The sequence below is a fragment of the Paraburkholderia tropica genome (genome assembly GCF_900109265.1).
In the GTDB taxonomy this organism is placed as follows: Bacteria; Pseudomonadota; Gammaproteobacteria; order Burkholderiales; family Burkholderiaceae; genus Paraburkholderia; species Paraburkholderia tropica.
Window position 1 is genome coordinate 142,632 of the sequence record NZ_FNZM01000016.1, and the last position, 25,181, is coordinate 167,812.

The window sequence follows — 25,181 nt, forward strand, 5'->3', positions numbered from 1 at the left end:
TCGAGCGTCGATTGCCCGATGCCGCTGTTGGGCCATTGCGCGGCAAACGCGCTTGATCGGGGAGATCGCGCCTGCGCGGCGCGATGCCTGTCGTGAGGTCTGGCGTGAGGTCTGGCGCGATGCCTGGCGTTGCGCCTATCGACCGCCCGCCGCCACGGCTTTCACCGTCGCGCGCGCCGGCGGCGCTTCCTCGATGCCGCGGAAGATCAGCGCGGAGATCAGCGTGATCGCGCCCACGGAAGCGAAGCTCACGCGAAAGCCCAGCGCCACCGAGTCCCAATGCGCGGCGACGAGGCTCACGAGCGCGCCACCGATGGTCACGCCGAGGCCCATCGCGAGCATCTGCACCATCGAAAAGAGGCTGTTGCCGCTGCCCGCGTCTTCGTGCGAGAGACCCTTGAGCGTGATGCTGTTCATCGCCGCGAACTGCATCGAATTGGCCGCGCCGAAGATCGCCAGCACGACGAGTGAGACGATGACCGGCGTGCCGCGCGAAATCAGTGCGAACGCGACGATCGAGCCGCCGACGATCAGCGTGTTGACGAGCAGGAAGGTGTCGTAGCCGTAGCGGCGGATCAGCGGCGCGATCCAGCGTTTGGCGACCGTGCCCGCGAGCGCGGCCGGCAGCATCATGAGGCCGGAATGCAGCGGCGTGTAGCCGAGTTCGAGCTGCATGAGCAGCGGCACGAGAAACGGCACCGCGCTGGAACCGACGCGGCAGACGAGATTGCCGATCAGACCCACGCTGAAGTTGGGCTCGCCGAACAGCGCAAGCTTGAAAAGCGGATCGCGGCGGCGGCGCGCATAGGGCACGTAGGCGAACGCGGAGGCGAGGCCGAGCGCGAAGAGTCCCGCCGACCAGGCTGCGCGATGCGTCTGCACCGGCGCGTCGAAGGCGAGCGAAAACGCAATCATGCACAGCGAGACCAGCGCGCAGCCGATCACGTCGAACGGCGGCGCGGCGGTGCCCGAACTGCGCGGCAGATAGCGCCACACCATGAACAGACCGGCGGCGCCGATCGGCACGTTGATCAGGAAGATCCAGTGCCAGGTGATGGCCTGCACGAACCAGCCGCCGAGCGTCGGGCCGACGATCGGACCGACCTGGCCCGCGACCGAAATCAGCGCGAGCGCGGAGACGTATTGCTCGCCCGTCACGGCGCGCAGCACGGCGAGGCGGCCGATCGGCATCAGCATCGAGCCACCGACGCCTTGCAGTACGCGCGCAATGACGAGTTCGCCGAGCGTATGCGCGCTCGCGCAGCACAGCGAGCCGAGCACGAAGATGAGGATGGCGGTGAAGTAGACGCGGCGCGTGCCGAAGCGGTCGGCGAGCCAGCCCGAAGCGGGCGTGAGCATGGCCATGGTGAGCGTGTAGGCGACGATCACCGGCTGCATCATGAGCGGTTTGACGCCGAGGCTGTGCGCCATGGAAGGCAGGGCGGTGTTGACGATCGTCGTGTCCAGCGCCTGCATGAAAAAGCCTGCGGCGACGATCCACAGCAGCGCCGTCTGGCTTGAATCCTTGTTCATGGGAACGTCTTGGCGGGGCGCGAACGGTGGGGAAACACGGGCGCGCAGCGCGGAAATCTGCAATGACGCCATGATATTGTCATCGCGGGCAATCGGGAACCCCACTCAGGACGTTGACTGTTATCGGTTTTGCCGATAACAATGCGGCATGCTCAATCCCACCTGGCTCAAATCCTTCGCGACTGTCGCGGCCTGCCACAGCTTCACTGCTGCGGCGCGGCAACTCGGCCTGACGCAGTCGAGCGTGAGCGACCATATTCGCCGGCTCGAACAGGAAATCGGCCGCCGCCTGTTCGTGCGCGACACCCATACGCTCGCGATCACGCCCGACGGCGAGGCCATGCTCGCGCACGCGGGCGCGATCCTCCAGGCGATCAACCGCGCCGAATCGCAATTCCGCGCGCCGCGCCTGAAGGGCCGCGTGCGGCTCGGTTCCTCCGACGACATCGCGCTCGGCCCGCTGCCCACCGTGCTCACAGCGTTTCGCAATGCGCATCCGGACGTCGAGCTGGAAATCATCATCGGCATGACGGGGCGGCTTTACGAGCTGCTCGACGCGGGCGCGATCGACCTGATGGTGGGCAAGCGGCGGCTCGGCGACAAGCGCGGCGTGGCGCTCTTCACCGGGCGGCTCGAATGGCTCGCGCGCACCGGCACGATGGTCGATCTCACGCAGCCGCTGCCGCTCAATCTCGTGGCCGAGCCGAGCGTCACGCGCGCCGTGGTGCTCGACGCGCTCGCGCAAACCGACTTTCGCTGGCAGATCGTGTGCACGAGCAGCAGTCACTCGGGCTGCGTGGCGGCGGCGCGCGGCGGTCTGGGCATCACGGTGCGGCCGCAGTACCTGGCGGCGCGCGGTCTCGCGCCGCCGCTCAATGTCGCGAGCCTGCCGGTGTTGCCGGACGTCGAATTCATCGCGCTCGCGGCGAAGCGCCTGAGCCGTCCCGCGCAAACGCTGATGCAATTGCTGCACGACAGCGATCTGCGTGGCTCGTGGATCGGCGAATGAGGCGCGCCCGTTTCCGCACGATCGGGCGCGCGCCGCACGCGCGTCTGGTGTAAGATCCGCCGCCTGGCATCAGGTATTAGCGGCAGGTGAATGATATGGATCGAAAAACAGCGGAGCGTCTGCTCGTCGACGCGGACAGGATTGCCGAATTCGTTCTCGAATGTTTCGATCTGACGCTCGACGCGCCGCAAGGGCGCGAGCTTTACGACCGCGCGTTCAGCCTCTACCTGAAGCGCGAAGCGGGCGACGTGCCGCTCGCCGATCTCTACGACGCGCTCAAGGGCCACGGCGAGTTGCCGGAAGCGCCCGCGGCCTGAACGTGCATCGCGCGCGGGCTCGCGGCCCGCGCATCGCGTTGCAAACGTCCGTTTTCCAGACTTAGCCCACTCAGCCCGATTCAGCCTGACTCCCCCGCGCGCGCCGCATAGGCACGCACGGGCGCATCGGCATCGTCCTCGGCCAGCGCTTCGAGCGAGAGCCCTTTCGTTTCGATGCCCATGACCGCCACGGCCAGCGCGGCGACGACGAACGACAGCGCGCCGAGCGTGAACACGCCGCTTTGTCCGAAGACCGGCAGCACGACGCCCACGGCGTACGGGCCGATCAGCGAGCCGACGCGCCCGATCGCCGAGGCGAATCCCGATCCCGTCGCGCGCGCGCCCGTGCCGTACAACTCCGGCGTGTAGGTGTAGAGCACGGCCCACATCCCGAACATGAAGAACTGCATCGCGAGCCCCGAGCCGATCAGCAGCGCGGCGCTTTGCAGATGCAGCGCCGTTTGTCCGTAGACCCACGCCATCGCGCCCGCGCCGACGAGCGAGGCCACGCAGGTCGGCTTGCGGCCGATGCGTTCGACGAGCCACGCCGCGCACAGGAAGCCGGGGATGCCGCCGAGCGAAATCAGCACGGTATAGAGCACGGACTTCGTGACAGTCGCGCCCGCTTGCTGCATCAGCGCGCCGAGCCAGGACGTGAGGCCGTAAAAACCGAGCAGCGCGAAGAACCACAGCGCCCAGACCATGATCGTGCGGCGCCGGTACGCGGCGCTCCAGATTTCGCGGAACGCGCCGTGCGGCCGGTTCAGCGCCGATCCTGCCGGGGACGTTTGACGCGCAGGCGCGGGCAGCGTGGCGACGCCGAGCGTGCGCATGACCTGGGCTTCGATCTTCGTGGTGACGGCATCCGCTTCGGCGCTGCGGCCGCGATGTTCGAGCCAGCGCGGCGACTCCGGCACGATGCGGCGCACAATCAGCACGAACAGCGCGGGAATCGCGAGCAGCGCGAACACCGTGCGCCAGCCGAAATGCGGCAGCACGAAATACGAGGCGACGCCCGCGGCGATGAAACCGAGCGGCCAGAAGCCGTCCATCAGCGCGACGAGGCGGCCGCGTTTCGCGGCGGGCACGAACTCGGAAAGCAGCGTTTGCGCGACGGGGAACTCCATGCCCATGCCGACGCCGAGCAGCACGCGCCAGAGGATCAGCGCATCGACGCTGTGTGCTGTAGAGCACAGATACGAGGCCGCGCCCCAGAGCACCATGCTCCACTGGAAGACCGGCCGTCGGCCGAATCGGTCCGACAACAGGCCCGCGAGCGCGGCGCCCAGCACCATGCCGAAAAAGCTCGCGCTCGCCACGAGTCCCGCCGTCGCGCTCGACAGGCCGAACTCGGTCTTGATCGAGCCGAGCACGAAAGTCATCGTGCCGAGATCCACGGAATCGAAGAAGAACGCCACCGCGATGATCAGGAAGATCGTGCGGTGATACGGCGAATACGGCAGACGTTCGAGCCGCGCGGCGGCGTTGGCCGATGTCGCGCGTGCCGGTGCATGGGGCGAATGGCGTGTCATGTCGTTCCTGTCGTCTGGAAGCGCGACCCGGTGCGCGGGTGCGGCGCGCGCCGGTCGATGACCGGGCGATCCAGTAGACGCCGCCATTAATGTCAGACATAGAACAGAACCGGCGTGGGAATGGAATGCGGGCGTCGCGCCGCAGCGAGCCATTGCGGTGCATTCATGTCCGCGCGGACTAAATCTTGGCGTAAAAGGCCAGCCGTCAGCCCGTAGACTGATCACCGGAAAAACCGCCGCACATCGCGCTTTCGCGCAGACCGAAGCCGAAGCGCACAGCAAAGTTCAGATCAAAAGACCCAAGCCGAGGCTGAAAGCCGAGCTTGAAGACAGCACGGAGACAACGCGTTGCAATACGGGTGGCAGCGCGGAATGAGAACGGGTGAACGATGACGACCATAAGAGACCGCTTGGTGTTCGGGGAACAGCCGCAGATTGCCCCGCTATCTCTGCCGCAGCCGCAGCAATCGCAGCCGTCGCCACAACCGCAGCCGTTCGCCAGGCTATCGAGGCAGGCGCGCGCGCGCGAAGTTGCGTCGGCCGCGTCGGCCGCGTCGTCGTCGGCCGATGTGGAGTCGAAGTTCGCGCGCGCGCATTCGATTTTTCACGAACGCTGGTGGCTCGACATCGCGACGCAAGGCAACTGGGCGCTCGCGACCGTCAAGCAGGACGACGCGGTGCTCGGCGAAATGCCGTACGCGCTGATCCGCCGGCGCGTGTGGCGCATTTCGCATCTGCCGCCGCTCACGCGCACGCTCGGTCCGGTGATTGCGCCGGTCACGGGCAGCGCGGCGCGTCAGCGTCGTCATCAGCTCGAAGTGACGGCGCGGCTGATCGAGCAATTGCCTGCGTGTGACAGCTTTTTCCAGGTGCTCGATCCGCGCGTGGACGACGCGATCGCGTTCGCGCTGCGCGGCTATACGGTGTCGGCGCGCTACACCTTCCGTCTCGATGCGCAATGCACGCAGGACGAGGCATGGTCGCGGCTCGACAGCAAGACGCGCAACGTGATTCGCGGCGCGGCGCGCGAGCTGACCGTCGCGCCCATCGCGACGCCGGGCGAATTCCTCGGCTTTTACGAGGACAATCTGCGCGCGCGCTCGCGCAGCAACGCCTATGGCAGCGCGGTCATGCGCCAGCTCGTCAACACGTTCGTCGAACGCAAGTCGGGCACGCTGCTGGGCGCGTATGGGCCGGGCGCGAAGCTCGTCGCGGCCATCGGTCTCGTGTGGGATCAGCAGGCGATGTATTTTCTGCTTTCGTCGCGCATGCCCGAGGCGCATTGCGGCTCGATCAGTCTGCTGATCTGGAGCGGCATCCAGCGCGCGATCGAAAGCGGACTCATCTTCGATTTCGACGGTTTTTCGAGCCCGTCAACATTCAGCTTTCTCAATGGTTTTGGCGCGACGCTCACGCAGCGGCTCGGCGTCGAACGGCATGGCACCGCGTATCTGCTGGCGCGCACGCTCAAGCGGCGGCTCGCGCCGGGTTCCGTGTTTGCACCGAATCTATAAGGACGTTGGGAATGCGGCGCGTTCGATCCGGGCGCGCCGTGAATGCAGACGATTGAATCAAACCAGTTCGTGCTGCGCGTGCGGCGTGGCGCGACGCGTGGTGGCCTGCGCGAGTTCGAGCGCGCTGGAAGCGAACAGCAAGGGCGACCAGCGCCGGATCGCATCGCGCGCGCCATTGGCGAAGCGCTCGCGCAACGTGCCGTCGCTGCCGAGCTGGCCGATCCGCTGCGCGAGCGTGCGCACGTCGCGCGGCTCGACGACGAAACCGTTCACGCCGTCGTGCACGATCTCGCCCGCTACCCCGCAGGTGCGGGTGACGATGGCCGGGCAGCCCGCCGCGAATGCTTCGTTCACGCACAATCCCCACTGGTCGAATTCGCTCGCGAGCACGATGAAGTCCGCGAGCGCGTAGAGGTTCGGCATTTCGTGATTCGGCAGCGAACTGAGGATCGACACGTCGGCGTCGAGTCCGTGCGCGGCGATGCGCGCGCGCAGTGCCGCATCGAGCGGCCCCTGACCCACGAGCACGAGGCCGATGCCGCGCTCGCGCAGCCCCGTTTGCGCATAGGCGTCGATCAGCACGTCGACGTTCTTGCGCGCCACGAAGCGGCTCACGCACAGCAGGAAACGCGGCGGCAGGCGGTAGCGTTCGCGCACGCTGCGGGCGTTGTCGCGCGCGCGTTGTGCGAGGCGCGCGAAATAGTCGATGTCGACGACGTCGAAGCCGATGCGCGAACGCGTCATCGGGATGCCGAGCGAGAGCGCGTAGCGGCGGTGCCGTTCGCCCGCGACGAGCGCGCCGTCGAAGCGGCTCACGATCATCCGCTTGAGGCGTTCCTTGGCGGCGCTGCGCACGCCGTCGTCGGCTTTCGAATCGGACATGTAGATGAGCTTGAAGCGCCGCGTGAGATGGCGCAGCGCGCACAGCAGCGCCGAATACTGCGTGTTGTAGCCGAGCGTGATGACCACGTCGGGCGCGAACGCGCGCAACCGCGCGACGAGGCGCGAGCAGTCGCGCAGGCCGAGCCCGTCGCTGTCCGAGCCGTCTTCGACGAGCGTGATGGCGTGCGGTGGCCGGTTCGCGAAGAACGCCGCGCGGCGCTCCTGCGGGAAGCCGTAGACGCCCGAGCGCGCGAAGACTTCGAGCAGCGACACGTCGTGCCCGCTGCGGGTCGCGGCGTCGACGAGGGCTTCGTAGCGAGGCACGTGGTAGTCGCCCAGGTTGCCGACGACGAAGAGAATGCGCATGGACAATGACCGCTCACGATTGAGTTGGCAGGGACGTCCGCCGCGCCACGCGCCTGCGTTCCGCGATCAGCGGTCCGAGGCTGTCGCGCCTGTAACGTCATCGTAACCGCGCGTGCGGCGCCGCAGCGCCGCGCCACGCCGTACTGGCTGTCAGCGGCGAGGGTTTGTCCGAATCGATCGGGCTAGGGCGGTGCGCCGCCTCGCGCGGCGCGTTTTGTCAGGCAAGCGCCGGGGCAGGCTGGCGCCCCGGCGTTACGTTGCAAGACGACGAGCCGGCGACGATGGTGTGACCCCGCCGTGCCGGCTTGCCGCATGCGCTTGCCGCGACGGCGGCCGCAGCGCGATCGATCGCGCTTACTTCGGCGAGACGTCGATATCGCCGAAATATTTGCGGGCGAGCGTGTTGACCGTGCCGTCCGCTTCGAGCTTCGCGATCGCCGTGTTCAGACGCTCGCGCAGCGCCGCGTCGCCCTTGCGGATACCGAACGCCACGCCGTTGCCGAGGATCCTGTCGTCGCGCACGGGTTCGCCCACGAACGCGAAGCCCTTGCCGTCGGGCTGCGAGAGAAAGCCTTTCTGACCGGCGGGCGCGAGCAGCAGCGTGCCGTCGAGCCGGCCGGACACGAGATCGGCGTAGATCTGGTTCTGGTCCTGGTACGGCACCACGTTCACGCCCGCCGGTTCCCAATGCGTCTTCGCATAGGTTTCCTGAATCGACGCCTGCAGCACGCCCACGCGCTTGCCTTTGAGCGACGCCGCCGTGGCCACGAGGCCGCTGTCCGTGCGCGCGATCAGGCGGCTCGGCACGCGATAGATCACGGTCGTGAAGTCGATCGCTTCACGGCGTTGCGCGGTGGCGTTCATCGCCGAATTGATCGCGTCGAACTTGCGGCCCTGGAGTGCGGGAATCAGCCCGTCGAATGAAGTTTCGACCCACGCGCAATGCAGCTGCGCACGCGCGCAGACGGCATTGCCAATGTCGATGTCGAAGCCTTGCAGGCGTCCGTTGGCGTCCTTCGATTCGAACGGCGGATACTGCGCCTCCACGCCGAAGCGCAGCGAACCGGAGTCGGCGAATGCGGGCAGCGCGGGCAGCGCGGCGAATGCGCACGCGAGCGCGAGCAGCGTGGTGAGGGGCTTCATCGTGATCTCCTGGCCGGGTCTTGAGTGATTCAAATCGTGCAAAGGCGGCGCGCGCCTTCGAGCAATGTTTCGTCATCCTTCGCAAAACTCAGGCGAATGACGCCGTGATCGGTGCCGTCGGTGTAGAACGCGGACAGCGGAATAGTCGCCACGCGGGCGTCGCGAATCAGGCGCAGCACGAAGTCGCTGTCGCGCTCGTCGGAGAAGGCGCGAAAGCGCGCGAGCATGAAGAAGCTGCCTTCGCTCGGCAACAATTCGAAGCGTGAACCGGCGAGCGCGTGCGCGAGCAGATCGCGTTTGCGCTGATAGAACGCGCCGAGGTCGAGATACGAGGACGCATCGGCGAGCGCCGCGCTGAACGCGTGCTGCATGGGCGTGTCGGCGGCGAAGGTCATGAACTGATGCACCTTGCGGATCTCGTCCATCAGCGCGGCCGGTGCGAGGCAATAGCCCACGCGCCAGCCCGTGACGTGATACGACTTGCCGAACGACGAGACGATCACGCTGCGTTCGGCCAGCTCCGTGTAGCGCGCCATGCTGCAATGGCGCGCGCCGTCGAACACCACGTGCTCGTAGACTTCGTCGGAGAGAATCACGATGTCGGTGTTGCGCGTAAGGGCCTTGAGGCGCGCGATGTCCTGCGCGCCGAGCACCGTCGCCGTGGGATTGTGCGGCGTGTTCACGATGATCATGCGTGTGCGCGGCGTGATCGCGGCGGCGACTTCGTCCCAGTTCACGCGGAAATGCGGCTGCGCGAGTTGGATGGCGACGGGCGTCGCGCCTTGCAGGCGCACGATAGGTGCGTAGCTGTCGAACGACGGCTCGAAGTAGATCACCTCGTCGCCCGCGTGCACGAGCGCGCTGATCGCCGAATAGAGCCCCTCGCTCGCGCTCGCCACGACCGTCACTTCGCTCGCGGGATCGTAGTGCGCGTCGTAGAGCGCCGCGTACTTGGCCGCGAGCGCTTCGCGCAGCGCGAGCACGCCCGCCATCGGCGCGTACTGGTTGTAGCCCGCGCGCATGGCGGCGGTCACGTCGTCGATCAACTGCGGATTGGGCGCGAAGTTTGGCGCGCCTTGCGAGAGATTCAGGGCGTCGTGTTCGGCGGCAAGCTGGCCGATGACGGTGAAGATCGTGGTGCCCACGTCGGGCAGCTTCGAGCGGGAGGAGGCGGCGCTGTGCATCGTCCGGAAATGGGAGAAAAACGGCTATTTGGCCTAAAAGCCCGCGCGGGGGCAATCGAATTTTTCTCATGTGCGCCATGCGTTCGGCTCATGGGCCGCCTGCGCCGGGTTCGCACGGACGCTGGCGGTCTGGTTCGGCTTCAGGCAGACGGCGCCGCGCCGTGCGCGCGGTCGCGTTCCATCCACGCGCTGAATAGCTGGATCTTCGGCTGCTGCGCGGCGAAGTCGGGATAGACGAAGTAGTAGCGCGAACCTGTCGCCACCGCGAAGTCGATCGGCTGCGCGAGCCGCTGCGCGGCCACGTCCTCGCTCACCAGCGTGCGGTCGCCGATGGCCACGCCGAAGCCCTGCATCGCCGCGCTGGTGGCGAGATCGAGCGATTCGAAGGTGGGGCCGCGATGGGCGTCGACGTGCGCCGCGCCCGCGCGGGCGAGCCACAGCTTCCAGTCGGCGTGATCGCGTGTGGGATGCAGCAGCGTGAGGTGCGCGAGGTCGTCGGCGTGCGCGATCGGATGGCTGCGCAGGAATTCCGGCGTGCACACGGGCGTGAGGTATTCGTCGAACAGCGGCACCGCGTGCACGTCCGCGCCCGGCGACGGACCGTAGATGATGGCCGCGTCGAAGGGCTCGGCCTGGAAGTCGACTTCGTGCTGCCAGGTCGTGGTGATCTGCACCTGGAGTTCAGGGTGCTCAGTCTGGAAGCGCGTGATGCGCGGCAGCATCCAGCGCATCACGCAGGTCGGCATCTTGAGCGCGAGTTCGCCGCGCTGCCGCGTGAGCCGCATCGACACCTCCTCAATGCGCCCGAAACCCTCGCGCACGGCGGGCAGCAACTGCTCGCCCTCGGCGGTGAGCGTGAGGCCCTTCGGCGAGCGGCGAAACAGCGGCAGCCGGTAATACTCCTCGAGCGCGAGAATCTGGCGGCTGACGGCGCCCTGCGTGAGACACAGATGTTCGGCGGCGCGCGTGAAACTGCCGTAACGGGCGACCGTTTCGAAGATCTGCAGCGCGTTGAGCGGCGGCAGGCGCCTCATGACGCGCTGTCCTTCGTGACCAGCACGAGCGGCGTCTCGACCCGGTCGGGCAGGTCGTCCTGGCGACGCTGCTCGATCAGCGCCTGCAAGACGACGTCGATGCCGTAGACGGCCTGTTTGTCCGCGAACTGGTCGACGGTGGCGAGCACGCGGCCATCGGCGAGCATCGGCTTGATGGCGGCGCTGGCGTTGTAGCCGGTGATCAGCACGCGGCCGCGCAGATGCGCCATGTTGACGGCGTCCACCGCGCCGCGCGCCATGTTGTCGTTCGCGCACAGCAGCGCGCGCAGGCCGGGCTGCGTGGCGAGCATCGCGGTGGCCGCGGCGCGGCCCTTGGCGTAGTCCCAGTCGCCGGGCTGAGCGTCGACAATTCTCACCGAAGCGGCCCGCATCGCCTCGCGAAAACCCACCTCGCGCTGCTGCGCGTTGCGATCGGACGCCACGCCGCCGATGATGGCGGCGCGCTCGCCCGCATGCAGCCGCCGCGCGAGATAGTCGCCGACGAGCCGCGCACCGCGCCGGTTGTCGGGGCCGACGAAGGGTACGTGGAGCCGGGCTTCGCGCAGTGCGTCCGCGTCGAGCGGATTGTCGATCGTCACGGCCAGCACGCCCTGGCGTACGCACGTTGCGACGGCGGGCACGAGGCGGCGCGAATCGGCGGGCGCGAGCACGATGGCGCTGACCGATTTCGCGGCGAGCGATTCGACGTAGGCAGCCTGCTGCGAGACGTCGGTCTCGCCTTCGGTGCTGCGCACGATCAGCTTGAACGGATAGGGCGAATGCGCCTGGAAGGCGGTGGCCGCCGCGATCATGGCGGCGGTGAACGGATCGTTGCCGGCTTTGAGGACGAGCGCGACGGTGATGTCGCGACCCGCGCCGCGCGCGAAGGGCGAAGCCGCGCCGCAGGCCGCCAGGGCACTGGCGATCAGGAAACGGCGGCGCGTGAGCTCGTGCATGGCGGGTTCGGCCGGATGCCGAAAAGCAGGTTCGGATGGCCCGGAGTTTACGCGATTGGCGCGCGCCTGGCGAGGCGGGGAAGCGAGCGGTGGTGGCGCCTGGCGCTTTTGTTAAGTGGGCGTGGTGGTTTCGCGTGGTGTGCTTGTAGCGGCACAGTTCGACGATCCCGAGCAGCGAGAAGATCGCGAACGCGATGCCAGCCACCATAGCGAAGAGGCTTTTTGCCTGCACTAGCAGGAACATCGGATACGGCGTGACCTTCGAGAGAATCGCTGCGCAGGTGAGGAAGTGCGTTTCGCCGAAGCGTTGTGCGAGCAGCACTTACAACGCAAACATACCGCTGCGTTCAGAGGCGTGGCGCGTCGAGCCGGAAGCGCTCAATACTGCTCGCGCATGATGAAAGACACCCTGAGCGTCTTGAGCAGTCGAAGAAGCAAAAAAATCGGCTGTTTCGGGCCGGTTCATTTATTCGAACGACGTTCTGGGATCCGAATAAAGCGCGATGCCAGCCGAATTTGTCGGATGTCAAATTGCGTTCCGTTCGTGATGCAAATCGACTAAATCAACCCCCATTTTAAAGCTTGTCTGATGGTCTGCTCGCTTGCGCAGTCCGACGATTGCCGGTTAGCGGCGGATGGTCCGCCGCGACTGTGCCGGTCGTGTATCTGCACAGTATCCGTAGCTGCAATCGAACGGAGGCACGCACATGAGGCGTTTTCTGTTAAGGCTAGGCGACAAATCTACGGCAGGCGGCGTTGTCCTTGAGGGAGCGGAAAACTGCTCGCACCACGGTATACCGATTGCGTTTATCGGCGCAAAGGTCTGGTGCGAAGGCTATGAATCGAGCGGTTACATCGAGTCGGTAGGACCGCACCATCCGGCAACGATGCTCGGCAAGCAACAGGCGCTGGAAGGCGATATCTGCATCTGCAAGTGTTCACCGCCGCCTGTATTCAGCGCATCGCAAACAAGAGCCTCTCACAGCTGGGAAGACGAATGGGGGGACATGGGGTATGCCGCGAGCCTGGTGGCGTCACAGGGCGAACGGCGCGCCACACACCACGAACGATTCAGGCTATGCGATCGCGCAGGAAAGCCGATGCGCGATACGTACTACACGCTGCGGTTATCAACGGGCGAGATTGAACACGGCACCACTGACGAGCATGGCCGCACCGCGCGCTACGCGACGGATAGCGCGCAACCGATCCGGTTTTATATTGGGCACAGAGAGGAAATATAAATGCCTGACGCACTTGGAAGTTCAGTAACCAACGCGGACCCGAATTCATGCGTTACCGTGCAATCAGACAGACTATGCAAGCCTTGGACACTTTCAAACGATGGTTTAGCATTCGTGGCAGTATGCGAGAGTGGGGTTCTGAATGGCACCTATCAGGGAATGCCCGTCGTTGATGGGATGATCTTAAAAGTCTACATCGACAGCAAGGGGTTTCCTACAGTTGGATTCGGTCATAAGGTTTTGCCAGAAGATCACCTACATGTAGGCGATACGATTTCGGTCGAGCGGGCGCGCGAACTCTCGAAGAAAAATCAACGTGAAGCGACCTCGGCAGTCAATCGAAAAATTCACGTCCCGCTAATGCAACATGAATTCGACGCTTTAGCTAGCATCGCGTTCAATGCCGGTGGCGGTAACGGATTCAATGGTATAGCGGATAAGGTCAATGAAGGCGTATATACAGGCGTTCCCAATTTCATACGAACATACCGAGCGCATGGGATCGAGTGGCGTCGGGCGCTTGAGGCACGCCTGTTCCGCTATGGAAACTACGATGCGCGTCACGGGCCGGGGGGCGCAATTGAATAAAATTATTATTTTCGTTCTGTTGATGTTTTTGGTAGTTATGCAAAACGTACAGGCCGATGAGAATGTAAATTACTCCAATTGCCTGCAATACGTAGGTGGCGGCGGTTTGGGTGACGTTGATTGCTATGGTGGACACACAAAATCACTCGAATCGGAAAATCAAAAATTGATTGCGTCGATCAAATCATCGTCCGGAATAAAGGCAGACACGAAAGCGAGGCTGGATAGATACATAAGAGCCGAAGACGTGGCCATGAAAGGCTGCGCGCTTGCTCCACGGTTGGCTCTGGATTGGGCTATTGTTGACGTGAACAAAAATCACGTTGATATGTATGACGCTATGGAGTCCAGTTGTCGATATCAAATTCGAAAACAGGAGAATGAATTTTTGCGAAATCTTTTGTCTATCAAAACAGGCTGACATTGACGATTGATTCCGCTAATTCAATGCCCCGCTTCCAGGTGTAGGCATACATGCGCAGCACGTGCCACTCTGAGGATGATTCAGACAACTGGCGCGTGTTGCCGTTGCAGCAATTCTACTTATCAGAGCATGGCCGGGTTTGCCCACGCTCCTTCTGGTGCTTGATGGCTTTCGCCATAACGTTCGAAGACGAAGATTCAATGATTGTGCGCAGCGGGGCCGCGCGACTACGCCATGTCCCGCTGAAATTCGATCTGCCCGTCAACGATCGCAGTCTCACGTTCCATTTCAATTAACCCGTGAGTGCTCGCGTATCGATTCGATCACGGCGCGGTGCACTTCGCCAAGCAATGCGTGCGAACGCACAGCTTCACTTCGATTCATCGGAAGGGCTCCAGAAAGCAAGGGCGGCACCATAGTGTTCGCCCTTGCGGCCCTTCAAGTCAATTTCAACGTTCTTATATTTTTCATTAATGGCGCGAATAATCATCGCGCCCCGCGCCGCGATTTCAGCGCACGGTGAAGCTGTAGTGGCCCGTGGTGCGATGGCCGTCGGCGGCCACGGCGATCCACTTGACCGCGTATTGCCCCGCGCCGAGCGGATTCACCGCCACCGACATGCGTTTCTTGTTGCTCGCGTCGACCGCGGCCTTATCGTGAATCACCGACTTGCCCGCGGCGTCGGTGACGTCGATCGAGCTGAATGCGGGTTCGAGTTCGTCGTCGAAATCGATCGTGACGGTGGATTGGCCCGCGGCGACGCTCGCGCCGGCGGCGGGCGTTTGATGCGTCGGATAAGCGTGCGCCCAGGCGAGTTGCGCGCCTGCGAGAGCGGCGATGGCGGCGAGCGCGCGAAGCGAACGGATAGCGTTGAAAGTCATGATGAAGTCCTCGATAAAACTCGATGCTGCGGGTTATTGAAAGAGCGGCTTGCCGATGCTGTGCGGCGCCACGTCGTCGAAGAAAATATGCGTTTGCACGAGGATGCCCACGTGCGAGCCGCTCGCGCGGTTGATCGGAATCTGTGCCTCGATGCCGAGCTGGCCGTAGCGGTTCATCCAGATGAAGCCGGGATTCACGGTGCCGGTCGTCTGTCCCTGGCTGCGCGAGAGCGGCACCTCCACGAGCGGAATCAGGTTCGAGAGCGGTTGCGGCAGGCCGAGATCGTGTACGTGCTGCTGCAGATACGGCAGGCTGTACTGGAACGTGAAGCCGTAATTGAAGGCGTTCGGCTGGCCGCCGCCCGTGGTGAGCGCCGGGCCCGCTTCGCCGGTGATGGCGATCGGGCGCAGCCACGCGAGCGCGTCGGGCAGGTCGCCCATGCCTTTGCCTGCGTAGATCGTCGGAGAAATGGTGGAGAAGTTGTCGGCGATGGCGCGGCTGCCGGTGCCGCCGATGTCGGCGTCCACGCCCACCGAGGTCATGAATTCGTGCGCGTCGTTCACGTAGAGCAGATATTTCAGGCCGACGCCGAAGTTGTCGAAGCCGTGCGCGGTCGGGTTGTTCTGCATGACGTAGCCGCCGTCGACGGAGAACGCGAGGCGCGGCGTGATGAGCTTGTCGTATTCGAAGTCGAAGGTGTTGACGCTCTGGTCGCCCGCGTCGCCGGGCACGCGCTGGTGGCCGAATTGCAGGTCGGCTTCGTCGCCGACGCCGGGATCGTCGACGGACAGGGTCGCGGGAAACACACGATCGCCTGCGATTGCGTGTGCGTGGGCCAGGTGCGGTGCGAGCGCGAGGCAAGCGAGCGCGAGCGTCAGCGCATACGCGCCGCGGCGTCGTGCGGGCGCGTCGAACGCGCTCCGGCACGGCAAGGTTGGGAACATGAAGCGTCCTGTAACGAAGAGGGTCGCGCGCCGTGTGGATGGCGCGCGCGAACGCGCGGCGGCACGCTAAACGCGGGGCCGCGCAAACGGTCAGGCTTCGTTCAGGCGAGTGGCGGGGCGCGCGCGAGCGCGAAGGTGAGCGGCTCGATGCGCCGCTGGCTGCCGAAGCGCGCGGCCACGCGCGCGTGCACGAGGCGCGTGGCGAGCGGCAGCGCGATCGGCACGCCCGGCACCACGGGCAGATGCGCGAGCAGGTTGCAGTAGCCGCAGTCCTGCATGTCGCCGGGGCTGGCGTGCGGGTTGGCCTGGTTGTCGCCGTGCGCGGCCATCGTCGCGCCGCGCATCGACGGCATGTTGCAGTGCATGGCCGCCATGCCGGCCGGCGCGGCGGTCGTGGCGGCGAGCAGATGCGAAATCACGGGCGCGAACGTCGTCAGCAGGATCGCGAGCGTTCCTAATAGACTGACGAACTGGAGGCGGAGCCGGCGCACGGTGATCAGCGAACGAGACGGGAAAAAACGAGGCGTTCATTATGCCATGCGTGCGGCGGCGGGCTGTCTGGCGCGGGCAAGGTGCGACACTGCGTAAATAGGCAATGTATTTCCTTATTGGTACTTGAGTATTCGATATTCATAGCGATTTGAATTCCATAAGGCCGCAAAAATACGTCAAGATATTGACGTAAAACGCCCGTCACCCTAGAGTACGCACGATACCCCACAACAACATCGAGACATCCGCCATGTCGATTTTCGACCGGCTTTTGACCCCGCTTGCGGTCGGCCAGACCGTGCTGCCCAACCGCATGGTGATGGGCGCGATGCACACGCGGCTCGAAACGCTCGACCGTCCGCACGCGCGCCTCGCGGCGTTCTACGCGGCGCGCGCGGCAGGGGAAATCGGCCTGATCCTGAGCGGCGGTTTTTCGCCGAACGCCGAGGGCGTGATGGAAGCGGGCGGCCCGCTGTTCGACCGCGCCGAACAGCTCGACGAGCATCGCGCCGTCACGCGCGCGGTGCACGCGGCGGGCGGCAAGATCGTGTTGCAGATCCTGCACGCGGGCCGTTACGCGAAGGTGCCCGAGTGCGTCGCGCCGTCGGCGATCAAGGCGCGCATCAACGCGTGGACGCCGCGCGCGCTCAGCCTCGACGACATCGGCCGCACCATCGCCGATTTCGCCCACACGGCCGCGCTCGCCGTCGAGGCGGGTTACGACGGCGTCGAAATCATGGGCTCGGAAGGTTATCTGATCAACGAGTTCGCGGCGGCCGCCACCAATCATCGCGACGACGCCTACGGCGGCAGCTTCGACGCGCGCATCCGTTTCGCGCTCGACGTCGTGCGCGCGGTGCGCGAGCGGCTGGGCGCGGCGCCCATGCTGATCTACCGGATTTCGTCGATCGATCTCGTCGAAGGCGGCTTGAGCGGCGCGGAGATCGCCACCTTTGCGCAGCGCGTGGAAGCGGCCGGCGCGGATCTCATCAACACGGGCGTGGGTTGGCACGAATCGGCCGTGCCGACGATCGCGGCTTCGGTGCCGCGGGCGGCCTGGCGCGAGGCGATCCGCAACGTGAAGCGCGCGGTGAGCATTCCGGTGATGGCGTCGAATCGCATCAATATGCCCGAGGTGGCCGAGGAACTGATTGCGTCGGGCGTGGCCGATTGCGTTTCGATGGCGCGTCCGCTGCTCGCCGATCCCGAGTTCGCGAAGAAAACGCGCCTGGGTCTCGCCGATGAAATCAACACCTGTATCGGCTGCAATCAGGCGTGTCTCGACCGCATCTTTACCGAGCGCACGGCCACGTGTCTCGTGAACCCGCGTGCGGGGCGCGAGATCGAGTTTCCGGAGGGCCGGGCGCGCGTGGCGAAACGCGTGGCGGTCGTCGGCGGCGGCCCGGCGGGCATGGCGTTCGCCGTGAATGCAGCGGAGCGCGGCCACGCGGTCACGCTCTACGAGGCCGCGCCGCGTCTGGGCGGCCAGCTCAACATGGCGAAAGTCGTGCCCGGCAAGGCGGAGTTCAACGAAACGCTGCGCTATTTCACGGCGCGGCTCGCGAAGCTCGGCGTGGACGTGCGGCTCGGCGAAGCGGTCAGCGCGGCGGCGCTGGCGGACGCCGGGTACGACGAGATCGTGCTGGCCACCGGCGTCACGCCGCGCGTGCCCGATATCGCGGGCGTCGATCACCCGAAGGTGGTGTCGTACGTCGACGTGTTGACCGGCAAGGTGGACGTGGGCGCGCGCGTGGCGATCATCGGCGCGGGCGGGATGGGTTTCGACGTCGCCGAATATCTGCTCGGCGATGGGCGCGAATCGCTCGATCCCGAGGCGTTCTTTCGCGCGTGGGGCGTGGATATCGCAAATGCCGGCGCGGGCACTGGCGGTTTGACGAAGGTGAAGAACGCGACGAATGCGACGAATGCGACGAATGCGACGAATGCGACGAATCCCGCCAAACCGCGCCGCAGCGTGCACCTGTTGCAGCGCAAGGCCGAAGCGCCGGGCAAGGGCCTCGGCAAATCGACGGGCTGGATTCTCAAGGCGCGCCTGCGCCGCGCGAATCTCGTGACGATCTCGGGCGCGGCCTACGACGCCATCGACGATCAGGGGCTGCATTATCGCGTCGATGGCGTGGCGCAGACGCTGGCCGTCGATCACGTGGTGCTGTGCGCGGGCCAGAACGCGAACCGCGTGCTGTTCGACGAACTGGCGGCGCGCGGCATCCACGCGAAGCTGATTGGCGGCGCCGACGTGGCCGCCGAACTCGACGCGCTGCGGGCCATCGATCAGGCCACGCGGCTCGCCGTCGAACTCTGACCCAGCGCCGTACGCAAACCCGCTGCCGCGCCGGAGCAAGCCTTTTCACCGCGCGCACCGCTCAGGACTGGAACTTGCGCCCTTCGTCAGCGAGCGAAGGGTCACATCATCCACGAATGCAGGAGGAAGCGTGTCTGGCGCACGGAATGCGAGTTTCATCCGGGGGAACAGCGAGATGTCGGGGCGCGTGCGTGACTTCGACTGGGACGCGACGCCGTTTGGCGCGCTCGCGGACTGGCCGCCGCCGCTGCGCGCGGCGCTCAGTCTGTGCCTCGGCGCGCACGCGCCCGCCGCCATCTGGTGGGGCGACGACGCGCGCGTGCTCTACAACGACGCCTATATCCCGTTCCTCGGCGCGGGCAAGCATCCCGGCGTGCTCGGCCTGCCGGGCGCCGCGGGCTGGCCCGACGCCTGGCCGCAACTCGGCGCGCGCATCGAAGGCGTGATGCACAGCGGCAACACCGCCTTGAGCGAAGACGAGCAGGTCTTCTTCGCGCGCCATCTCGCGCAGGAGGAGGTCTATGCGAGCTGCGCCTACGAACCCCTTTACGCCGACGACGGCTCGGTGGCCGGCGTGTTCTGCCTGTGCAGCGAAACCACGCCGCGCATGCAGGGCGAACGCCGGCTCAAGACCTTGCGCGGCCTGAGCACCTGCGCGACGGACGAAGGCGCGGTCGCGGCGGCCTGCGAGTGCGCGGCCGACGTGCTGGCGGCGAACGGCTACGACGTGCCGTTTTCGGCGATCTACGCCGCGCCGACGGGGCGCACCGAACTCGAACTCGTCGCGAGCAGCCGGCTCGGCGCGCCGCTCGTGGCGCGCCTGCATACGCTCGCGGACGCGCAGGCGCAGGCGTGGCCGCTGCGGGAAGTGCTCGCGCAAGGCGAGTCGCGCGAATTCATGCTGACGTCGCTCGACTGGAGCGGCGACGCGCAGGGCGGCTGGCCCGAAGCGCCGCTTTCCGCGCTGGCGATTCCGTTGCGCCGTGCGGGCGTGCAGGATATCTGCGGCATTGCGGTGCTGGGCGTGAGTCCGCGTTGCGTGCTCGACGAGAGCTATCGCGCGTTTTTCGATCTCGTCGCGGCGAGCGTGGAAGCCGTGGTCGCGAGCGCGCTCGGACGCGAGGCGCTGCAAGCCGCGAATCGCCAGAAAACCGAATTTCTGGCGATGCTCGCGCACGAGTTGCGCAATCCGCTTGCGCCGATACGCCATGTCGCTGACCGGCTGGGTTCCGAGGGACTCACCGGGCCGCAGGCGGCACGCTGCATCGAAATCCTGCGTCGCCAGGCGGCGGTGCTGAGCCGTCTTGTCGACGATCTGCTCGACATGTCGCGCATCACACTTGGCCGCGTGCAGTTGAACAAGCGCGGCGTGTTGTTGCAGGAGATCATCGCGCAGTCGCTGGAGAGCGTCGATGCGCTGATCCGCGAGCGGCAGCATCGGCTCACGGTGACGAGCGAGGGCGCGGCGCGCGTGGACGGCGATCCGCAGCGGCTCGTGCAATGTCTCGTCAACGTGCTGACGAATGCCGCGAAATACACCGGCAAAGGCGGCGAATTGCGCATCGAATCGTTCGAGCGCGAGGGCTTCGGCGTGCTGCGCGTGCGCGATACGGGGCAGGGCATTGCACCGGAACTGGTCGAACATATCTTCGACCTGTTCGTGCAAAGCGAGCGCACGCTCGACCGCGCGCAAGGCGGCTTGGGGCTCGGGCTTTCGCTCGTCAAGAAAGTGATCGAGATGCATGGCGGTCATGCGTACGCGACGAGCGACGGCGTCGGGCGCGGCACCACGGTCACGCTCGAAGTGCCGCTGGCCGATTGCGATGCGACGACGCTCGAAGCGGAGGCGGATGCGCCGCTGGAGCAAAGCGGCCCGCTGCGCGTGCTGGTCGTCGACGATAACGCCGATGCCGCCGACTCGCTCGTCATGCTGCTCGAAGCGGAAGGTCACGCGGCCACGGCGGTGTACGACTCCGATGCCGTGCTCGCGTCGGCGCGCCAGTTCGCGCCGGACGCGATCGTGCTCGACATCGGCTTGCCGAAAGTGGACGGTTATCACATGGCGCAGCGTCTGCGCGCGACGCCGGATCTTGCGCACGTCGTGTTGATCGCGGTGACGGGTTACGGCCAGCCGGAAGATCGCGCGCGCGCGTTCGAAGCCGGTTTCGACGATCATCTCGTCAAGCCGGCGACGCTCGATGCACTGCGTCGCGCGCTCGCCAAAGCAGGGCGATGATGCTCGCGGCGCGTGAGTGAAAACGCGCCGCTGCGTGTTGCGCCTGATGATCGGATCAATGCTTCGCTTTCTTCGGAATCTTCGCGCCCGATTTACGCGCCTGATTCAAGGCAATAGCAACCGCCTGCTTTTGCGGTTTGCCCTCCTTCATTTCCGTCTTGATGTTCTTCGAGATTGCCTCGCGAGATTTGCCTTTGTTGAGCGGCATGACGACCTCCTTCGCAGATAGCGGCTATGTTGAGGAATGAAGCACTCATGCACGCATGCGGCGTGCCGCGCGCACGTTTCGAGACATGTGCGCGGACGACTTGAAGCGCACGGCGGGCATCGTGTTTGCTCAATGCAGATTCCCCATGCCCGACGAGGCGACAGGAGGCCATCATGCCGCGCGCAATCTGGAAAGGCGCTATCAGTTTCGGACTGGTTTACGTGCCCGTCGAACTGTATCCGGCCACGCAAAGCGAACGCACCGGTTTCAGTCTGCTCGACCGCCGCAGTTTCGATCCGGTCGGTCATCAGAACATCAATAAACGCACGGGCAAGCCCATCGCACGCGACGACATCGTGCGCGGTTACGAATACGAAAAGGGCGCATACGTGGTGATTTCCGATGAGGAAATCGAAGCGGCCAGTCCCGAAGCGACGCAGACCGTGGATATTCTCGCGTTCGTCGAAGCCGCGCAGGTTTCGTTTCTGTATCTGGACACGCCGTATTGGCTCGCGCCCGACAAGCGCGCGGGCAAGACCTATGCGCTGCTGCGCGATGCGCTGGCGGCGAGCGGCAAGATCGGCATTGCGAACGTGGTGATGCACAGCCGTCAGCATCTGGCGGCGCTGGTCGCCACCGGTCCGGCGCTGGCATTGCAGACCTTGCGCTGGTCGACCGAAGTGCGCGAGGACGAAGCGATTCCCGCGCTGCCGAAATCCGCGAAGGAAGCGGGCGTCAGCGCGCACGAGATGCAGATGGCGCGCAAGCTCATCGACGACATGACGACCGAGTGGCAGCCGGAGTCGTATCACGACACCTATCGCGATGAAATTCTCGCGCTCGTCGAGCGCAAGGTGCGTGAGGGCAAGGCGCACGAAGTGGAGCAGGTGCATGCGCCCGCGCACGAGCGTCGCAGCGCCGACATTGTCGATCTTTCCGATCTGCTCAAACGCAGTCTCGGCAAACGCAACGGCGCGGCGAGCAACGATTCGCCGCCGCGCAAGAGCACGCCCCGGCGCGGGAAGCGCGCGGCGTGACGATGGTGCGACGAATGCTGCGCCAATGAAACAGGATGGTCGCGATGAAGCGCAATCTATCGGGCAATCTGCGGGCTTACGAAGCAAAACGACGCTTCAATGAAACGCCTGAACCCGCGCCGACACGCGGGCGTGCGCGTCGCAACGGCAGCGCGTCGTTCGTGATTCAGCGCCACGACGCGCGGCGGCTGCACTACGATTTCCGGCTCGAACTCGACGGCGCACTCAAGTCGTGGGCGGTGCCGAAAGGCCCGAGTCTCGATCCGTCGGTGAAGCGGCTCGCCGTACATGTCGAAGATCATCCGCTCGAATATGGCGCGTTCGAAGGCACGATTCCGGCGGGTCATTATGGCGCCGGCACCGTCGAGATCTGGGATCACGGCAGTTGGCAACCCGAAGGCGGCATGCGCGCCGCGCGCGAGGGATACGCGCATGGCCATCTGAAATTCACGCTCAATGGCGACAAGCTGCACGGCGGCTGGGCGCTGGTGCGTAGCCCGATGGGCGACAGCAAGCAGGAGCGCTGGCTCCTCATCAAGCAACGCGACGACGATGCGGTGAGCGAGGACGCTTTCAAGGTCACGGACGAGCGCGGCGAGAGAAACTGCCATGCGAACCAGCGTGAAAAGACTCCGGCAAAAACGAAAGCGCGCGATGCGGTGAAAATGAAAAACACGTTGGCCGATTCGGGCGCCGCGAAAAAACGGGCTTCGAAAGCCGCTGAAAAACCGTTGAATCAAACCGCGCTCAGCAAGCTGCCCGGCGCGGTTCGCGCGGCAATACCGCACACGTTCGCGCCTCAACTCGCCACGCCCGCCGACACATCGCCGAAAGGCGAGGATTGGCTCTACGAGCTGAAATTCGATGGTTATCGCGTGCTCGCCCGCGTCGACCGGCGTGAGAAAGGCGGGCGCGCTGTACGCATTTTCACGCGTAGCGGTCTCGACTGGAGCGCGAAGTTTCCGCGTCAGATGGAAGCGCTTGCCGCGCTCGATATCGATTCCGCGTGGCTCGACGGCGAAGCCGTCGTCCTCGACGATCAAGGCGTACCGGATTTTCAGGCGCTGCAAAACGCCTTCGAAGAAGGGCATGAGGACGCCATCGTTTTCTGGCTGTTCGATCTGCCCTGGCTCGACGGTTTCGATTTGCGCAAGGTGCCGCTAGAAACGCGCCGCGCGCAGCTTGCCGCCTTGCTCGAACGCGGCGATCAGGACGTGCTGCGTTTTTCCGCTGCATTCGACGGCGATCCCGACGACTTACTGCAAGCCGCGTGCGCCGCAAATCTCGAAGGGCTCGTCGCGAAGCGACGCGAAAGCGCCTATACGTCCACGCGCAGCGCGTCGTGGCTCAAGCTGCGTTGTGCGCGTCGGCAGGAGTTCGTGATTGGCGGCTACACGGAACCGGCGGGCAGCCGCACGGGCTTCGGCGCCTTGATTATCGGCGTGTATGACGAGGCGGGCGCGTTGCACTATGCGGGTCGCGTCGGCACCGGTTTCGATACGGCCTTGCTGGAAAAACTCGCGCGCGAGTTGAAAACGCGGACGCGCAAGACCACGCCGTTTGCCGAGGTGCCCGCGGCCGAGCGGCGCACGCATGTGCATTGGGTGAAACCGGAACTCGTGGCCGAAGTGCGTTTCAAGACCTGGACGAGCGCGGGCGTGGTGCGTCAGGCGTCGTTCGTCGGTCTGCGTCGCGACAAGGCGGCGGCATCGATCGTTCGGGAGCCGCAGTCCCAGCCTGTGAAAGTGAAGGCGCGTGCATCGTCGCCTGCACACGCCATCGACAAGGAAGACAACGTGGAAGACGAAGTTTCAGGCGTGCGCATCACGCATCCCGAGCGCGTGATCGACGAACGCAGCCGCACGCGCAAGATCGACCTCGTGCGGTATTTCGCGTGGATCGCGCCGCATTTGCTGCCGGGTTTGCGCAATCGCCCGGTCGCGCTGGTGCGTGCGCCGAAGGGCGTCGACGGCGAACTGTTTTTCCAGAAGCACGCGAACAAGTTGCAGATTCCGCATGCGACGCAGCATGCCGATCTCGACCCCGGACACGCGCCGCTGCTCACGCTCGACAGTCTCGAGGCGCTGATCGGCGCCGCGCAAATGGACACGATCGAGCTGCATACGTGGAACGCGCTCGCGAGCCATATCGAAAAGCCCGACCGTCTGATTTTCGACCTCGATCCCGATCCGTCGCTCGACTGGGCGCGCATGCGCGAAGCGGCGCAACTCACGCGCGAATTGCTCGAGGCGCTCGGTCTGCGTGCGTGGTGCAAGACGAGCGGCGGCAAGGGGCTGCACGTTGTGGTGCCGATCACGCGCCACAGCAGCTGGGACGAAGCGAAGGACTTCGCGCAGGCCGTGGCGAGGCATATGGCCGCGACCTTACCCGATCGCTTCAGCGCGAAGATGGGGCCGCAGAACCGCAAGGGCCGTATTTTCGTGGACTATCTGCGCAACGGGCGCGGGGCGACCGCAATCGAGGCTTACGCGCCGCGCGCGCGTCCCGGCTTGGGCGTCTCGACGCCGATCGCCTGGGACGAGCTGCCGCGCGTGACGAGCGGCGATCAGTGGAACGTTTCGAACCTGCGTGAGCGCCTCGACGCGCTGCGCACCGATCCGTGGCACGACTACGCCGATGCGAAGCAGCGCATCACGGCGGCCATGTGGACGTTGCTCAAGGGCGAATGACGCCCTTGTCGGCGATGCATTTCATGTGCGCTCAATGCGCACACACGGCGGTGAGTGCGTTGTCCCACTCGGTGTCGGGATCGACGTCGAAGAACTTGCCTGCGCCGACCGTGGGCATCATGTCCACGCGATCGATCAACTGGCCTTGCGCGTCGTAGCTCAGGCGCGTCATCAGCGACGCCTGGTGTTTCGTGCAATTGAAGGCCACCCGTTGCTTGAGCAACGAGGCAGGCGCAACGCCATGCGCAACGGCCGTGGGCCGGTCGTAGCGGATCTGCACCCACGCGCGGCGAATCGCGCCTTCGCGCACGATGGACGACGTATCCACCGATTCAGTCCACGTATTGGGCACCGAGCCGACCGGGGTCCAGGTTGCGGCGTGGGCCACGGGCGCGGCCACGGCCAGCATCAGGCCGGTCAAGCAGGTCAGCAATGGTTGCGCGGAGCGGGGCAACAGGGCGCGCGTGGGACGACGTGAGGTGGACGCTTCGGTACTCATAGGGTCTCTGCGGATAAGTCGGCTTGCCGGGCGGCGACGAGCGATCGCCATTGTAAGCGCCTGTGGCAGAGGCAAGCGGTTTCGCTTGCCGCGCGCGGAAATCCGCACGCCGGATCTGCTGCGTCGCACCATCCCCACGCATCG

Annotated in this window: 22 protein-coding genes; 10 read left to right on the forward strand and 12 right to left on the reverse strand. The window is 65.3% G+C overall.

Going from position 1 to position 25,181, the window contains the following annotated elements; translation table 11 throughout:
* Nucleotides 1-135: 135 nt before the first annotated feature.
* The gene (locus BMY06_RS26155) at nt 136-1,533 is read right to left on the reverse strand and encodes a DHA2 family efflux MFS transporter permease subunit (RefSeq protein ID WP_065060546.1); all 1,398 of its coding nucleotides are present in this window, start codon (nt 1,531-1,533) and stop codon (nt 136-138) included.
* A gap of 148 nt (nt 1,534-1,681) precedes the next feature.
* Here BMY06_RS26155 and BMY06_RS26160 point away from each other — a divergent pair, with 148 nt between their 5' ends.
* On the forward strand, nt 1,682-2,542 hold the full coding sequence (locus tag BMY06_RS26160) for a LysR family transcriptional regulator (RefSeq protein WP_074986196.1): 861 nt from the start codon (nt 1,682-1,684) through the stop codon (nt 2,540-2,542).
* A gap of 95 nt (nt 2,543-2,637) precedes the next feature.
* Nucleotides 2,638-2,859: a hypothetical protein gene (locus tag BMY06_RS26165; RefSeq protein ID WP_065060550.1), complete on the forward strand. Its 222-nt coding sequence runs from the start codon at nt 2,638-2,640 to the stop codon at nt 2,857-2,859.
* Nucleotides 2,860-2,939: 80 nt separating this feature from the next.
* Here BMY06_RS26165 and BMY06_RS26170 read toward each other — a convergent pair whose 3' ends face one another.
* Nucleotides 2,940-4,391, reverse strand: a complete 1,452-nt coding sequence (locus tag BMY06_RS26170) for an MFS transporter (protein ID WP_065060551.1) — start codon at nt 4,389-4,391, stop codon at nt 2,940-2,942.
* 389 nt (nt 4,392-4,780) lie between these two features.
* Between BMY06_RS26170 and BMY06_RS26175 the strand changes: the two genes are divergently transcribed.
* Nucleotides 4,781-5,905 carry a GNAT family N-acetyltransferase gene (locus tag BMY06_RS26175; RefSeq protein ID WP_080180385.1) on the forward strand — a complete coding sequence of 375 codons (1,125 nt, stop codon included), beginning with the start codon at nt 4,781-4,783 and terminating at the stop codon, nt 5,903-5,905.
* Between the two features lie 57 nt (nt 5,906-5,962).
* On the opposite strand, the gene BMY06_RS26180 is transcribed toward BMY06_RS26175, so the two are convergent.
* From BMY06_RS26180 to BMY06_RS26200, 5 genes are all read right to left on the reverse strand, one after another.
* Nucleotides 5,963-7,153, reverse strand: coding sequence for a glycosyltransferase family 4 protein (locus tag BMY06_RS26180; protein ID WP_065060552.1), 1,191 nt, complete (start codon nt 7,151-7,153; stop codon nt 5,963-5,965).
* A 354-nt stretch (nt 7,154-7,507) separates the two neighbouring features.
* Nucleotides 7,508-8,296 carry an ABC transporter substrate-binding protein gene (locus BMY06_RS26185; RefSeq protein WP_074986198.1) on the reverse strand — a complete coding sequence of 263 codons (789 nt, stop codon included), beginning with the start codon at nt 8,294-8,296 and terminating at the stop codon, nt 7,508-7,510.
* Between the two features lie 29 nt (nt 8,297-8,325).
* Nucleotides 8,326-9,480, reverse strand: a complete 1,155-nt coding sequence (locus BMY06_RS26190; protein WP_074986200.1) for a methionine aminotransferase — start codon at nt 9,478-9,480, stop codon at nt 8,326-8,328.
* A 140-nt stretch (nt 9,481-9,620) separates the two neighbouring features.
* On the reverse strand, nt 9,621-10,514 hold the full coding sequence (locus BMY06_RS26195) for a LysR substrate-binding domain-containing protein (protein WP_074986201.1): 894 nt from the start codon (nt 10,512-10,514) through the stop codon (nt 9,621-9,623).
* Entirely contained in the window at nt 10,511-11,470 is a 960-nt protein-coding gene (locus tag BMY06_RS26200; RefSeq protein ID WP_074986203.1) for a substrate-binding domain-containing protein, read from the reverse strand. The genes BMY06_RS26195 and BMY06_RS26200 overlap by 4 nt, the downstream gene beginning before the upstream one ends.
* Nucleotides 11,471-12,177: 707 nt before the next feature.
* Here BMY06_RS26200 and BMY06_RS26205 point away from each other — a divergent pair.
* From BMY06_RS26205 to BMY06_RS38960, 3 genes are read left to right on the forward strand one after another with little or no spacing between them, the layout of a single operon-like run.
* Nucleotides 12,178-12,714, forward strand: a complete 537-nt coding sequence (locus BMY06_RS26205; RefSeq protein ID WP_074986204.1) for a PAAR domain-containing protein — start codon at nt 12,178-12,180, stop codon at nt 12,712-12,714.
* The gene (locus BMY06_RS26210) at nt 12,715-13,302 is read left to right on the forward strand and encodes a glycoside hydrolase family protein (RefSeq protein WP_080180386.1); all 588 of its coding nucleotides are present in this window, start codon (nt 12,715-12,717) and stop codon (nt 13,300-13,302) included.
* Nucleotides 13,268-13,723 carry a hypothetical protein gene (locus tag BMY06_RS38960; protein ID WP_124263175.1) on the forward strand — a complete coding sequence of 152 codons (456 nt, stop codon included), beginning with the start codon at nt 13,268-13,270 and terminating at the stop codon, nt 13,721-13,723. The genes BMY06_RS26210 and BMY06_RS38960 overlap by 35 nt, the downstream gene beginning before the upstream one ends.
* Nucleotides 13,724-14,235: 512 nt before the next feature.
* Here BMY06_RS38960 and BMY06_RS26215 read toward each other — a convergent pair.
* The 3 genes from BMY06_RS26215 to BMY06_RS26225 form a co-directional block, all read right to left on the reverse strand.
* Nucleotides 14,236-14,607 carry a copper resistance protein CopC gene (locus tag BMY06_RS26215; protein ID WP_074986207.1) on the reverse strand — a complete coding sequence of 124 codons (372 nt, stop codon included), beginning with the start codon at nt 14,605-14,607 and terminating at the stop codon, nt 14,236-14,238.
* 33 nt (nt 14,608-14,640) lie between these two features.
* Nucleotides 14,641-15,552 (reverse strand): hypothetical protein, encoded by a 912-nt coding sequence (locus tag BMY06_RS26220; RefSeq protein ID WP_231957575.1) that lies wholly within the window; start codon nt 15,550-15,552, stop codon nt 14,641-14,643.
* 101 nt (nt 15,553-15,653) lie between these two features.
* Nucleotides 15,654-16,043, reverse strand: a complete 390-nt coding sequence (locus BMY06_RS26225) for a DUF2946 domain-containing protein (protein WP_065060560.1) — start codon at nt 16,041-16,043, stop codon at nt 15,654-15,656.
* A 251-nt stretch (nt 16,044-16,294) separates the two neighbouring features.
* On the opposite strand from BMY06_RS26225, the gene BMY06_RS26230 reads away from it, so the two are divergent.
* Together BMY06_RS26230 and BMY06_RS26235 are read left to right on the forward strand one after the other, a co-directional pair.
* On the forward strand, nt 16,295-18,367 hold the full coding sequence (locus BMY06_RS26230) for an NADPH-dependent 2,4-dienoyl-CoA reductase (protein ID WP_074986209.1): 2,073 nt from the start codon (nt 16,295-16,297) through the stop codon (nt 18,365-18,367).
* A 130-nt stretch (nt 18,368-18,497) separates the two neighbouring features.
* Nucleotides 18,498-20,603: a hybrid sensor histidine kinase/response regulator gene (locus BMY06_RS26235; RefSeq protein WP_124263176.1), complete on the forward strand. Its 2,106-nt coding sequence runs from the start codon at nt 18,498-18,500 to the stop codon at nt 20,601-20,603.
* Nucleotides 20,604-20,658: 55 nt separating this feature from the next.
* Here BMY06_RS26235 and BMY06_RS39715 read toward each other — a convergent pair whose 3' ends face one another.
* Nucleotides 20,659-20,811 carry a hypothetical protein gene (locus BMY06_RS39715; RefSeq protein WP_167371423.1) on the reverse strand — a complete coding sequence of 51 codons (153 nt, stop codon included), beginning with the start codon at nt 20,809-20,811 and terminating at the stop codon, nt 20,659-20,661.
* A 173-nt stretch (nt 20,812-20,984) separates the two neighbouring features.
* On the opposite strand from BMY06_RS39715, the gene ku reads away from it, so the two are divergent.
* Both ku and ligD read left to right on the forward strand, forming a co-directional pair.
* Complete coding sequence (gene ku / locus BMY06_RS26240; protein WP_065060563.1) at nt 20,985-21,848, forward strand: non-homologous end joining protein Ku; 864 nt, start codon at nt 20,985-20,987, stop codon at nt 21,846-21,848.
* Nucleotides 21,849-21,892: 44 nt separating this feature from the next.
* Complete coding sequence (gene ligD, locus BMY06_RS26245) at nt 21,893-24,538, forward strand: DNA ligase D (protein ID WP_074986290.1); 2,646 nt, start codon at nt 21,893-21,895, stop codon at nt 24,536-24,538.
* A gap of 31 nt (nt 24,539-24,569) precedes the next feature.
* Here the strand turns inward: ligD and BMY06_RS26250 are convergent, their stop codons facing one another.
* On the reverse strand, nt 24,570-25,037 hold the full coding sequence (locus BMY06_RS26250; protein WP_124263177.1) for a surface-adhesin E family protein: 468 nt from the start codon (nt 25,035-25,037) through the stop codon (nt 24,570-24,572).
* Nucleotides 25,038-25,181: the final 144 nt, after the last annotated feature.